This is a genomic window from Flagellimonas algicola, assembly GCF_005937185.1.
Taxonomy (GTDB): domain Bacteria; phylum Bacteroidota; class Bacteroidia; order Flavobacteriales; family Flavobacteriaceae; genus Flagellimonas; species Flagellimonas algicola.
Window position 1 is genome coordinate 724,918 of record NZ_VCNI01000001.1, and the last position, 13,101, is coordinate 738,018.

At 41.5% G+C, this 13,101-nt stretch carries 13 protein-coding genes; 4 read left to right on the top strand and 9 right to left on the bottom strand.

Features of this window, described 5'->3' with window-relative positions; genetic code table 11:
- Positions 1–40 precede the first annotated feature (40 nt).
- Positions 41–1,303, top strand: a complete 1,263-nt coding sequence (locus tag FGG15_RS03175; RefSeq protein ID WP_138833136.1) for a hypothetical protein — start codon at positions 41–43, stop codon at positions 1,301–1,303.
- Positions 1,304–1,331: 28 nt separating this feature from the next.
- Here the strand turns inward: FGG15_RS03175 and FGG15_RS03180 are convergent, their stop codons facing one another.
- Together FGG15_RS03180 and FGG15_RS03185 are read right to left on the bottom strand one after the other, a co-directional pair.
- Positions 1,332–2,561, bottom strand: coding sequence for a hypothetical protein (locus tag FGG15_RS03180; RefSeq protein WP_138833138.1), 1,230 nt, complete (start codon positions 2,559–2,561; stop codon positions 1,332–1,334).
- A 249-nt stretch (positions 2,562–2,810) separates the two neighbouring features.
- The gene (locus FGG15_RS03185; protein ID WP_138833140.1) at positions 2,811–3,551 is read right to left on the bottom strand and encodes a slipin family protein; all 741 of its coding nucleotides are present in this window, start codon (positions 3,549–3,551) and stop codon (positions 2,811–2,813) included.
- Between the two features lie 144 nt (positions 3,552–3,695).
- On the opposite strand from FGG15_RS03185, the gene FGG15_RS03190 reads away from it, so the two are divergent.
- From FGG15_RS03190 to FGG15_RS03195, 3 genes are all read left to right on the top strand, one after another.
- Entirely contained in the window at positions 3,696–4,502 is an 807-nt protein-coding gene (locus tag FGG15_RS03190; protein WP_138833142.1) for a helix-turn-helix domain-containing protein, read from the top strand.
- Between the two features lie 73 nt (positions 4,503–4,575).
- The gene (locus FGG15_RS20435; protein ID WP_313790978.1) at positions 4,576–4,806 is read left to right on the top strand and encodes a nitrilase-related carbon-nitrogen hydrolase; all 231 of its coding nucleotides are present in this window, start codon (positions 4,576–4,578) and stop codon (positions 4,804–4,806) included.
- 41 nt (positions 4,807–4,847) lie between these two features.
- Positions 4,848–5,516, top strand: coding sequence for a nitrilase-related carbon-nitrogen hydrolase (locus tag FGG15_RS03195; RefSeq protein ID WP_313790979.1), 669 nt, complete (start codon positions 4,848–4,850; stop codon positions 5,514–5,516).
- Between the two features lie 91 nt (positions 5,517–5,607).
- Here FGG15_RS03195 and FGG15_RS03200 read toward each other — a convergent pair whose 3' ends face one another.
- The 7 genes from FGG15_RS03200 to FGG15_RS03230 all read right to left on the bottom strand — a co-directional run bounded on the left by FGG15_RS03200 (position 5,608) and on the right by FGG15_RS03230 (position 13,020).
- Positions 5,608–6,471 carry an MORN repeat-containing protein gene (locus FGG15_RS03200; RefSeq protein ID WP_138833144.1) on the bottom strand — a complete coding sequence of 288 codons (864 nt, stop codon included), beginning with the start codon at positions 6,469–6,471 and terminating at the stop codon, positions 5,608–5,610.
- Between the two features lie 34 nt (positions 6,472–6,505).
- A complete protein-coding gene (locus FGG15_RS03205) occupies positions 6,506–7,327 on the bottom strand; it encodes a DUF2490 domain-containing protein (protein WP_138833146.1) in 822 nt (273 codons plus the stop codon).
- Position 7,328: 1 nt separating this feature from the next.
- Positions 7,329–9,233 (bottom strand): hypothetical protein, encoded by a 1,905-nt coding sequence (locus FGG15_RS03210; RefSeq protein WP_138833148.1) that lies wholly within the window; start codon positions 9,231–9,233, stop codon positions 7,329–7,331.
- Between the two features lie 130 nt (positions 9,234–9,363).
- Positions 9,364–10,497 carry an MBL fold metallo-hydrolase gene (locus tag FGG15_RS03215; RefSeq protein ID WP_313790980.1) on the bottom strand — a complete coding sequence of 378 codons (1,134 nt, stop codon included), beginning with the start codon at positions 10,495–10,497 and terminating at the stop codon, positions 9,364–9,366.
- Positions 10,498–10,507: 10 nt separating this feature from the next.
- The gene (locus tag FGG15_RS03220) at positions 10,508–11,176 is read right to left on the bottom strand and encodes a Rossmann-fold NAD(P)-binding domain-containing protein (protein WP_138833150.1); all 669 of its coding nucleotides are present in this window, start codon (positions 11,174–11,176) and stop codon (positions 10,508–10,510) included.
- A gap of 4 nt (positions 11,177–11,180) precedes the next feature.
- Positions 11,181–12,089 carry a helix-turn-helix domain-containing protein gene (locus FGG15_RS03225; RefSeq protein WP_138833152.1) on the bottom strand — a complete coding sequence of 303 codons (909 nt, stop codon included), beginning with the start codon at positions 12,087–12,089 and terminating at the stop codon, positions 11,181–11,183.
- Positions 12,090–12,186: 97 nt separating this feature from the next.
- Positions 12,187–13,020 carry an oxidoreductase gene (locus tag FGG15_RS03230; protein ID WP_138833154.1) on the bottom strand — a complete coding sequence of 278 codons (834 nt, stop codon included), beginning with the start codon at positions 13,018–13,020 and terminating at the stop codon, positions 12,187–12,189.
- Between the last annotated feature and the right edge of the window lie 81 nt (positions 13,021–13,101).

Here is a 13,101-nt window from a genome sequence, read left to right on the forward strand (position 1 = left end):
CAGCGAATTTTTTGTGATCTTTACACAACAAATCCCAATCATGTATCTAGAAGAAAAATTGGTGCAGAAATGTTTACTACAGATTGAGGAAGGCCTAGGTTGGGGTCCTTCACAAGACTGGCACAACGACGTATTTATAGAGCTAAGCGAACGTATTCAAGAACGTACTAAAGTATTGCTTAGTCCGGTTACATTGAAGCGGGTTTGGGGAAGAATTGATTACCGGAGTGCACCCAGCAAAACCACGTTGAACACGTTGGCCCAGTTTGCCGGATTTGAAAATTGGCGGGATTTCAAAGGGACGGCACCACTCAAAACAAAACATCCGCTGCAAAAGGTGGTCAATGCCAATCTCGGGATAATTATGTTGAGCGCTTCAGTAATGACGGTCATCTTTATCTCGTTTTTCTCTCTAAAGGGTACCGGTAACGACAGCAATGTCATTGATCCAGAATCCATCATGTTTAAAAGTAAACCCATAGCCAAAGGACTTCCCAACACCGTGGTTTTCGATTTGGATTTGGGCGGAATCGATTCAGACAGTATCCACATTCAACAGTATTGGGACCCTACCAAAACCATAAGTCTTAAACCTGGACAGACCCAGGCAACAGGCCAATACTATTCTCCTGGCTATTTTAGGGCCAAACTATTGGTGGACGGCAAGCCCATTAAACAGCATGATCTGTTTATAAAATCCGAGGGCTGGTTGGGTACTTTGGATTACCAGCCCATTCCAAATTATATTCAATCTGAAGAAATAAATGATGGAAAACTCTCATTTCCAACGGCCATCTTTGATGAAGTAAGTAAAAATGAGCAACCCATAAATACCACCTACCATTTGGTGCAGGATTTTGACTCGATTTCCGGAGATAATTTTATTTTAAAGTCTTCCCTCCAAAATGTATATCGGGATAAATGGGCCGTATGCCAAAAAACCTACGTGATTATTTTGGGAACCAAAGGTGCTATGGTGTATTCTTTTTCCATTCCGGGCTGCAGTTCCGAGTTGGGGGTAATGATGAACGATGTTTACTTCAGCGGAAAAGAACATGATCTTTCTGGATTGGGTTTGGATCTATCCGAAACCAGGGATATCAAGATCCAGGTAATGGACAAACAAGTTGAAATTTTTGCCGAGGACAACAAAATTTTTGCTGGCAGCTATAACGAAAGTATTGGCAGGGTTGTTGGCATCAGATATCGCTTTTTGGGTCTTGGGGAAGTGTACAAAAGTGAACTCCAAGATGTAAACGGTAGCACTACCATTGACTTTCTTTCAAATGAGATTTTGGAGTAATCCGATAACCTTTTCCAAAGTATTCCTGTTAGTTGGCAAAGCTGTAAGTGTATTTCAAAAAAAGTAAATTGCTGCCTTGAAGTTGGGTCTTCAAGAAGGGATTGGCAACTTCAGATATTCTATTACGACAGTACGCAAGTTCCAGCTTATGCCCATCTTTTGGCTTATATACAATGTCAGATTTAAACGCTAATCGGCCTGTCTCGGTGTTGTATTGTGAAAAAATGTCCACTGTCATCTTTGTTCCGGCAGCGTAAGTTGATTTGAGGTATGGAAGTACTAGCTTCAAAGTCTCCTTATGGTTAAATCGATATCGGTGTAGATTAATGCCGCTGCTTAGATTTAATTCTGGGGATATCTTCCAGGTTGGATTTATAGAGAAACTATAGCCATTTGAATTCAACAGCTCGCGTATGGTTAACTCTAGACTCGTATTAAGGAAACTAGTTGTATTATGGTCAATGCCCAGGGTAAATCCCGCGCTACTATACCTTCCTTCTGGTATTCTAATGTCTTTAAGGATTTGAAAGGACCCACCCATATTGTTGTACTCGTTGAAAAAGCCCAAGCGATAGCTATTGCCGGTTTTTGTGTCAACCTCCCAACCCAAGTTCACCGCTTGATATTCCATTAGACTTCTGCTGTAACCCCATGCAAGCGTATTGGAAATTTCCAAACCATGTCTTCTGATCCATGAATTTTCATTGGGAATCCATCCATAAGTCAATTTTTTATCCAGCGAAAGACTACCTTTCCTCATTAAGTATTCAAGGGTGGGGCTATAAGAGTTGCCCATATGTGAAAGTGAAATGGAAAATCCTAAATTGGTTTCCCTGGGTCTCTCCCAGTCCATAGAAATTAATGAGGCCTGAAATACGCTTTTTGTATTTTGGTCAAGGGTGGTCAACAACTTCAATTGAAGATCATCCGTTTTAAATATTTTTTTGGAAGCCTTATAATCCAGGTCTATAAAGAAGTAACCATCCATTCCACCATAACCATTCCCACTGTGGTACGAACGATCCAATATGGTGTTGTCCTTCAATTTTAATTCAGTATGAAATCTTGGGCGAAAATCATCGCTTATCACAGCATTCTTTGCATTATTGATTAACAAGGTACTTGTGCTGTCAATCTGCGCATTGTCCATCATCCGGATTTCTTCATCTAGCTGCTGTAAAGCTCCAAAAGCAGGTATAGTATAAGATAATGAAATGCCTATTAGGGCTGTTGTAAATAGTTTATCCAGTTGGTTCATTGTTATTCTCTTTACAATTCACCGGTGATACATGCATGTAAAGTGCCAAAAACTATAAGAATCTGTTTATCAGATATTTATGGGTATATTTGATACAAAATTTCATAACGATATCTCGTGTTTTTACGAGATATCGCAAGTACGGTTACGAAATTTCGTTGAAAAGAAGTAAAGACTCCTTAGCATCTAGAATACAAAAAGCCATGAAATGTTAGGAAATAGTTTCACCTCAGAACGATTGGAATAATGTCAATCTTTTTTGGGCTGCCTTGGTAGAACTTCTTCTGGAAAAGGGAAAAGAATAGTAGAGTTTTTTTCCGCAGCAATGTTGGAGAGGGTTTGATATAATCTCAATTTAATGGCAGATGGTGAGCGATCTATTTGTAATCCTGCCTCCAAAAGTTTGGCGGCAGCTTGCTCTTCTGCCTCGGCAAGAATAATCCTCGCTCGCCTGGAACGTTCGGCTTCCGCTTGATTGGCCATCATGCGCTTCATATTCTCCGGCAATTGAATGTCTTTGATTTTCACGTCAATAATCTCTATGCCCCAATGATGGGTTTCATTTTCAACAATAGTCTTGATGTTTTTACCCATTTCCTCTCTTTTGGACAAGATTGTATCCAATTCCACCTTTCCGCAAACGTCTCTTAAGGCTGCTTGGGAAAGCTGGGTAATCGCAAAATCGTACTCTTCTACCTCCAACACCGCTTTTTCTGGATTATTAATCTTAAAAAACACCACTCCGTCAATACTTGAGGGAACATTGTCTTCCGTCATCACCTCTTGGGATGATATATTGATGGTAATCACACGAATATCCACCACTTGAATGGTTTCCACCAAGGGAATAATCCATCTAAAACCAGGCTGAAGCGTCTTAACGTATTTCCCAAATCGAAATTTTAGGGCACGCTTGTACTCAAAAACAATCCTTATGCCTGCTACGAGGATGACACCCAATAGGATACTGAAGAATATCGGAAAGTTCATTTTTTGCTGTTTTAGGTAATTACTTAGCTAAAAAGTCCTTCTATAAGTTACGAAAAAATGCTGGAGTATAAAAGTCAAACATCTGAATGTCAAACATAAAGCAATTCACTCTTAACTGACGGTTTATTTTAACTTTGTGATGCCATGCAAATAGCACCATCCAAACATCTATCCGGAGTAATTAAGCATTACCTTTTTATTGATGGAGTCCGAGGTGCTAAAGGTCTGCAACAAATTCGCTTTTTTACTGATGGCAATGCCAATTTGGTCTTTAGATTAAGGGAAACCAAACTTGCCCTAGATTCAATTGAAAACCAAGAAAGCCCATTTATCGTTGGGGGCATAAGAACGAACAAAAACTTTGTTGTGCTTGGGGATTTTTCGGTAATCATCGTGGTATTCCAACCCACTGGACTATATCAGCTAACCGGAATCCCTTCTTACGAATTGGGTCAGGAAACCATAATGGGAACTTCCGTATTGTGTTCATCAATTACCACCCTTCAAGCACAATTGGATTCCTGTTACCAACCTAAACAGCAGGTGGACTTATTGAATGCTTATTTTTTGCGTTACATCCAAAATGGCATCCACCCCATGGACAATCGATTTTCAGCGGTCATCCGGTCTGTCCTAAATGCACGAGGTCAATCCAAAGTTGGGCAATTATCCAGAGGCTACCACTATACCGAAAGAAGCTTGCAGCGGGCCTTTAAAAAGTATCTGGGAATACCACCAAGGGAATACCTTCGGATTGTTAGATTTCATAATTTTTTGGGTTTCTTGAACCTTGATTCCGATGACTCCACACTTACCACTATAGGACTAACATCTGGATATTATGACCAATCCCATTCCATTCGGGATTTTAAGGATTTTACTTCTCTAACTCCCAATGAGTACATTGCTAAAACGAATCGTTTGGCCACAAACCTTGTATCCCTGACTTAGTATTATTTGTCGGGTTCGTACAATTTTGACTTGGGACATACGTCTAATTTTGAGGTTTAAACAATTCATTACAATGAATGACCTAAACCTTGCCGTTGCACAATTTCAACCTAAAGATGGAGATAAAGCATATAATTTATCTCGAATTCGAAAGCTTACCGAAAAGGCAAAATCTCAAGGAGCGGGTATCATTAGCTTCCACGAAATGTGTGTTACGGCCTATACGTTTACCAAAGATCTTTCTCGAGAAGAAATGTTCGAGCTGGCGGAAGAAGTTCCCAATGGCACTTCTACTCCGAACTGATCCAAATCGCCAGTGATTATGACATTCCGATTTTAGCTGGTTTGGTTGAAAAGTCATCGGACAGCCTTTTCAACACCTATATCTGCGTTACCAAAAACGGAATTGTTGGGAGGTATCGAAAACTACATCCCTTTATCAGTAATCATATGGCCCCCGGCGAGGAATATTGTGTATTTGATCTAATGGGATGGAAATTCGGAATTCTGATTTGTTATGACAACAATGTCATTGAAAATGTGAGGGCCACTAGCCTTTTGGGTGCTGAACTTATTTTTGCGCCCCATGTCACCTGCTGTACACCCTCCAATATGCCGGGGCGTGGTTATGTGGATGACAGATTGTGGCAAAATAGGCACAAAGCCCCCGAAACTTTACGGGCAGAATTTGATGGTCCCAAAGGTCGCGGTTGGTTAATGCGATGGCTTCCGGCCAGGGCTTATGACAATGGAGTTTATTATGCGTTTTCAAATCCCATTGGATACGATGGCGAACATTTAAAGAATGGCAACTCCATGATTTTGGATCCGTACGGTGAGGTATTATCAGAAATTAAATCGTTTGAAGATGATATCACAGTAGTCCGTATCACAAAAGATAAAATTCCACTTTCTGGAGGTTCGAGGTATAAAAATGCGCGGAGGCCTGAACTTTACCGGGATATCATCGGTCAACCCCATGAATCCAAAACAAATCCTGTGTGGCTAAAATGAAAATTCAATTAGCCTATGTTCAACTTTTAAACCTTCGAAATTTTAGTATTCCCCTATCTAGGTAAAACTGCAGTGTGTTAAGAGGAATGTCTTAAGGCTTGTTGGTTACGACCAACTCATCGTTTTGCCAAACGCCGCTGGCCACAACGTCTCCTTTTGTACCATAAAAAGCCCCTTCGCCCATGCGTTCATCGTCTTTCCATAGACCGACAAACTTTTCTCCATTGGGCCAGTGGTAGGTTCCTTTACCCGAACGTTTGTCATTTACATAAGCTCCTGTATAGTGTTGTCCATCTGCCCAGTAAAAGGCTCCTTCACCGTGACGCTGATTATCCTTCCATTCACCTACGTAACGGCTTCCGGTGTTTAGAATGGCCACACCATAACCGTTGGCTTTACCATCTTTAACTTGACCAACGTAATGCATTAAGCTTCCCTTACTATTGGTAAACGTAAGATATTCTCCAGATGACTTTCGGCGCAATTGCTTTTGCATTCGCGCAATTTGAACCTTGGACTTTTCCAAGGCAAAATTAAGGGAGTCGTATTGTTGAATTTCTTTTGGAGCCGTTTGAAGAAGTGTAGTCAACGAATCCAATTGTTGCTGCAAATCCATTACCTCGTCATCCTGCTTGGGCTGCGCCTTTAATGCCATCATTTTCTGCGTCAAAGCGATTCGCAATTTCAATTCTGCCTCTTCGGCCAATAAATGTTCTTCGTACTTTTCTTGATAGGCCTCTAAGGCTTGGGAATAGTCATCACCATCTATGATCATGGCATCAATTTCGGATAAATTGGGCTCATCAATTTCCGTAGCATTTGCCAATTCCTCAATCTCCTGGTTTTTAATGTTCAATTGCTCTTGTAGATTCTTGGTTTTCAGAAAATAAAAACCGCCCAACAAAAAAGTAAGGCCAAAAAGAATGTAGGTGAGTTGATTTAGTCTTTTTTTCATGATGGATTTGAATGACTTCCTAACATATACGTTGCTAATCGTCAAAATGGATCTCCGGAAGTTTATTTTTTACTTTTCTGATATCCGGGGAGAAATAAACATGGAATCGCATAGTCCAACTTTGTTTGTAGATTCCTCCATTTTCCAAGGTCTGTCCTTGGGAGTACATCAGTCCTCCAGCAATGGTTAAACGGGGCGTCAAAATGTAGCCCAAGGTGGTTGTTAATCGCAGGTCTTCCATGGGACTCGCCACCACGGCCTTGCCGCTTTGCATAATAAGCTCAGCCTCGGGCGAAACATAGAGGGTTTTGGGTTCCAGCTTATAGTTGTTCAACGGGACTTTGGCTCGAAACATATAACGCCAACGGTTTCTAAAAATGTATTCGCTGTTTTCAGCAAAACCCTGGGTCCAACGATGCTCTATTCTCAGCCTATGATAAATCATGGAATTATAGAGCGGCATGGCGAATTGGTATTGGTGCCAAATCCTGAATTCGGGAACCACGGGACGATCATCGGAATCCTCATCCGTATTAAAATTGACCCTAAGCACCCCACCCAAGCTAAAATTCACCTTTTTAGAGTAGATGTAACCAATGGCATGTCGGTTATAAATCTGTCCTATCTGCCCAATAAAAGGTGTGTCCTCGGTTTCCTCAAAACGGAAATGCGTCTGGGCATCCCAAAATAACCGTTTTGAGATTCGAATATTGCCATAGGTATTGAACCAAACCTTGGTTGTAGGGTCTTTATACTTGGATTCGGAAGGTAAAACCTGCTCATCCTGGGCATGTACATTGAACGCTATCAACATTAATGCCGCAACCCATCCGGAGTGTTTGCTAAGGTATTTCATGCTAGTTTTCCAGAGGTTGAAGGTTGAACAATTCCAAAATGGTATTCGGGTTCTTTTCCTTACGAAGTTTACGTTCCAATTTGTGGGTGTCTTCTTCCCTTAGTTCCAGCATTCGCTCATGAAGCTCAGTTAAAAGACGGTTCAGGCTACCGGCTTTACCGTAATCCAGTTCTCCGCTGGCTTCATCCACTATGAATGGTATCAAAACATTTCTGTAGGCTGAAGTGATCCTTTTCTTTACTTCTTCCTCCATCAAATTGGCCATGAAAGGATTCCAAACTGCGTCTTTATAGCTTTCTTGAATTTCCAATTCCCTTTCCGGAAGAGCTGCCAGATTTTGGGACAGACTTTTAAGGGTTTCCAGACAAGGAACCAATTGTTTTGCTTCTTCCAACTTACCTTCGGTAGCCGCTGAACTCGAATAAGCATTTAATTTGTTCTCCGCAATTGACTTGATATGCAGAATGGCGGTTCCATAAGTTCCAGAAGTATCCAGCGAATCCACCATTTGGTTTAGGCTATTGATTTGGGCAATCATCTGCTCTTCCAAGACCACAAATTCTTGTTGCTGCTGCTCGTTCTTTACTTTTTCGTACAAAATGGCGGCAATTTGGTCCAGACTGACTTTGGCATAAGATGACATTTGACTTAAAGCTTCCATCACCTCACCCTCAAAATTGAAGTTATTGGCATTAGGTCCTGCAAAGGTTCTTTCTGATTCGTCTATGACAATTGTTGTTGAAGGTTTGCCAGTAGGAAACAAACGTTGTGCAAGCAAATCCCGATCCAAATAATCCAAGATTCCCAACTCGCTAAAGTGAACAACCTTATCCAGTGGATCTAAGAAAGACACCTTGAATTTTTCCACTGCCGAATACAAGAACTGGGCTTCGTTATCCGAACGCCTTAACAAATTCAGCTGGGTGTTTTCCAATAACCCCTCAGCCACTTTGGAAGAATGTCCATACTCCTTTTGGATAGCTTCAAGTCCATTTCTTTCTAGAGAATCCAATGGATAGTAGGGAACCTTTGCCTTAAACAGGGGTAAAAATTGGGATTTACCCAATTGCGATAAGATATCATCCAATTTTCTATAGTGCGCGGCATTCTCGGCCAGAAGCTTGTTTATTCCATCCCTTAATCCATCCGCTTGCTCCTTTTTTAGTTGAAGCTTTAAAATTTTAGAGAACCGCTTATCCAGGTTAATCGTTCTAGCCGCCTTGAATGGACCTTGGAAAACAGCAATCGTGGTGTCATTCAATCGTATTTGGGTAAGCACGCCTTCGTTAAAAGACCAAGTCTCTGTGCTTTCATCACCAAATAAGGTCCAGCTATCATGTGCGAGCCCATCCCTTAAAAAGCGACCAACCAAGGTACTTTGCTTACCCTCAATTCTAAAACTCTGTTGTGGCACACCGTTATTGTAGGTTATCTGGCTTTGGAACAGGGTTTCCTTAACTTCTGAATCTTCGATATGCTGTTCGGATATAGTCCAAAGTCCATCAGGTCTTCCCATTTGAATATCCCCTTGGGCCTGATGTTGGATCCCATCCACATTGACCCTATATTGAAATCCGACTACTTCGGTTTTTTGGTCCGATTCAAATTCTCCAAATTGAAAATTCCACGGGCCATTGGGAAATCCGTTTTCAAAAGCACCGGTAAAAGAGAAGGTTTTGTCTTTTTGGTCCAAAAGGGCGTCCAAATTGGAACGCTTCATGCTGAATGGTCCCTGAAGTAAGGTATCCCCATCAATGATTTGATAGGTATAATCTACCTCGCCTACAAAGCTGGCTACTTGAAAAGGGCCCGTATATCTAAGTTTTTCTTGAGCTTGGATTGACCAAGAAAACAATAGCCCCAAAAGTAAAACCGCCAAGAATTTTGGTTGTCTGGTTGGTTTCACGCGAATAGGTGTTTTGTTGTTTAGTGTTCTCGCGATCTATATCCTATAAAGCGCGATGCCCTATATACGTGAAGTGAAGCTACTTTGGATTGCGACTTTTTGATTTTAATCTAATCCACTCAATTTTACCCTACCACCACTGCTTAACTTCTTGGTTTTTGATCAAATCCAGCTCAATCATAGAGCCGATTTCCGGAGCAATCAACGGAATGCCCAAACTTTTGGCCTTTTTGGTGACACGCTCAATGGGATCCGTCCACGAATGAAGGGCCAACTTAAATCCTCCCCAATGAATGGGCATGATGGTTTCAGCTCTTAAGTCTATTCCTGCTTGGGCGGTCTCCTCGGGAAACATGTGGATATCCGGCCACATTTTGTTGTATTGCCCACATTCCAGCATAGCAAAGTCAAACGGGCCGTACGCCTCCCCTATTTCCTTAAAATGGGTAGAATAACCACTGTCCCCACTAAAGAAAATCCGTTCGGTCTCTGACTTGATTACCCATGAAGCCCATAAGGTACTCTGACCATTGTTCATCTTTCGGCCTGAAAAATGCTGGGCGGGGGTACAAACAAAATCCAATCCATCCAAGGCAGTTTCTTTCCACCAGTCCAACTCCTCAATCTTGTCCTTGGCAACCCCCCATGCCTCCAAATGTACCCCAACACCCAAGGGCACATAAAAGCGGTCAACTTTATCCTTCAGTTTTTTAATGGATTCGTAATCCAAGTGATCATAATGATCATGGGAAATCAAAACCGCATCAATTTTAGGGAGTTTTTCAATGGCTATAGGGAGTTCTTTATTAAATCGATTGGCTCCCAATAAAGGATGAGGCGCTGGTACGGCACCCAACATAGGGTCTATTAGGACATTTTTGCCCCTCATCTGCAGCAGAAATGCCGAGTGCCCAAACCAAATCAACTGCGTACCTTTTGTTTTAGATACTATTTCAAGGGAATCCACTTTATGCAATGGAGGTTCTATTTCTGGTCTTCCGTTTTCCACTTTCTGAAAAAAGAATTTTCGTGCAATGGACAACATCTCACCAAAACTAGCTTCTTTAGGTACGTCCTTTGTATTCTTGAACGTTCCGTCCTTAAACTGGGGTGAAAATGCATATCGTTTTTGACGCTCTTCCGACACGTCTCCCCCAAATGAAGGGTAAAAGTTAACAAAAGCCAGATAGGCAACTACCAAAAGAGCAATTAGTATTCCAATGGATAACAACATTCGTTTTAAAATCTTTATTAGTTTTTTCAACTCAATATAATTAGGGGTTCTGGGAAAGCGTATTGATAGCTTTGTTCTCCAAATGTTTCATTTTTAGGGAATGGAACAATGTTTGGATCATAGCCTGCCCAATTTTTGTCGTGGTCGTAATGTTTTTGGACTTTTTCATTAAAGGAAAAAAAGGTCTTGTAATTACATAAAACGCATTGTACCATCCCGTTCGGGATTTAATTCCTTTTTCAGGAATAATGCCTCCTGGCCTAAAAGCGTAGGCATCCTTAAACCCTTTATTCAAGATGTAGTTTTCCGTTTTCCCTTTTACCCTGGCCCACATGGAGCGGCCTTTTTCGCTACTATCCGTTCCCGAACCTGAAACATAATTGAAGACCATATCGGAATTCAGTTCAAAAAGCACATCTGCAAATTTTTTGGTCATGGTAAATGTGATATGGCCGTACGTCTCCTCATTCAAACCCAATACAGAGACCCCCATGCAATAAAAGCAAGCGTGGTATCCCTCCAATTGATCCTTGACCGATTCCAATTCCATAAAATCCTTCAACAAGATTTCCTTTAGCTTTGGATGTTCAATTCCCAACGGACTTCGGTTGATGACTAGAACTTCGGATATACGCACATCCTCAAGGCATTCCAATAGTACACCTTTACCCACCATGCCAGTGGTGCCGGTAATTATTACTTTTTTCATTTTGTTAACTCTGCGTTCGGTATTGAGCGGGACTCATGCCCGTTTTTGACTTGAAAAGTTTGCTGAAATGCTGCGGATATTCAAACCCCAGATCATAGGCAATCTCGCTTATGGAATCGGTGGAGCCAAGCAAGCTGTTCTTGGCCCTATTCACTACAAACCCATGAATATGGTCCTTGGCGCTTTTACCCGTTTCTTTTTTAAGTAGATCACTCAAGTAATTGGGTGACATATGAAGCTCCTCCCCGCAGTACTTTACGGAAGGAATTCCCATTTCCGAAGCTTTACCTGAGTTAAAGTATCCCTTTAACAGGGATTCAAATTGGCTTACATGATCTTGGTTTAAGTTGGTGCGAACATAAAATTGCCTATCATAGTATCGAGTGCAGTAGTTCAGCAACAACTCTATGTTGGAGACAATAAGTTTTTGACTGTGCTTATCAATGTTCTGCTGGTATTCAAGTACAATCTTACTTGCCAAATCACTCACCATGAGTTGCTCTTCCTCGGAAAGATGTAAAGCTTCGTTGACCTCATAGTCAAAAAAGGAGTACTGACTCATGGACTTTCCAAGTTCTGACTTTCGAATCAAATCCGGATGGAACAATAACATCCATCCCTTGGAGTCCGCACAAATATTTTCTGAGGTACCGTGAATAACTTGGTGCGGTTTCATAAACACCATAGTGCCGTCTGAAAAATCATAGGAGTTCCTACCATATTGAATGGAGCCCTCTACCCCATCCTTTAAGGATACCATGTAGAGTTCCGATGAAAAACGAAACCCTTCAAAGTCCATATTACTTGGGAAATCCTTCATGTAAACCACCGAAATAAGAGGGTGTTTGGGTTTGGGAAAACCCATCATTTGATGGATTTTTTCTATGCTTTCTATATGGATGATCTCACTCATGGCTTTTCTAAATTACGTATTTCTTTGGGTTTTAAACCGCCGCCCGAACAGTGCCCGGGCGACAGCTTCAACCAAACATTAATCAAACAAACAATTGTTATGCGCTTTTTGCCGCATTGCCCATCATTCTAATAATCGTCCGGTCAAAGAAACGATCGCTGAACCACTTTCTAAAGAACAAGGTCTGGGCTGCCATTTTTCCAGCTGCATATCTGGTTTTGGGTTTATTTACTTTCACTGCTTTGGATATTACTTCCGCAATCACAGCTGGAGGTGAACTTTTGCCGGGACTGTAGGTATCCTCCACTGCTGCGGTAATCAAATGGGCCAAGTCGGAATACGCACCATTTTTTGAACGGGAAAAGTTATCGTTCATCACATCTCCAAACTCTGTTCTTATGGCTCCTGGTTCCACAATTACAACATCAATTCCAAATTTCTCTACTTCCAAACGTAGGCAATCGCTCCAGCCTTCCAAGGCATGTTTTGTGGCATGGTACCAGGCGCCAAGAGGACTGTAAATTTTCCCACCAATGGAGCTTATGTTAATGATGGTTCCACTTTTTTGATCTCGCATAGTTGGTAGCACAGCTTTCGTTACTTCGGCCAAACCAAAAATGTTGACTTCAAACTGGCGCTTGGCATCCTCATAGGAAACATCTTCCACTGCGCCCCAGATAGCAAAACCGGCATTGTTGACCAATACATCCACTCGGTCTTCTTTTTTTTGGATATTGGCAATTACGGCCTTCACTTGATCATGCTGGGTGACATCCATAGACATGGCATTTCCGCCAGCCTTGATCAAATCTTGCATGTTTTCAACTCTGCGGGCCAAGCCATAAACGGTATGTCCTTCCTGAATTAATTGTAGGGCCGTGGCTTTACCAATACCAGATGATGCCCCTGTGACAATGATTACTTTTTTCATGCTATATGTTTTAATGAAATGGTTTCCTTTCCAATTACAGGGCAAAAGTAAAACCGCTGTTTTCTAGCCACGTATACATTT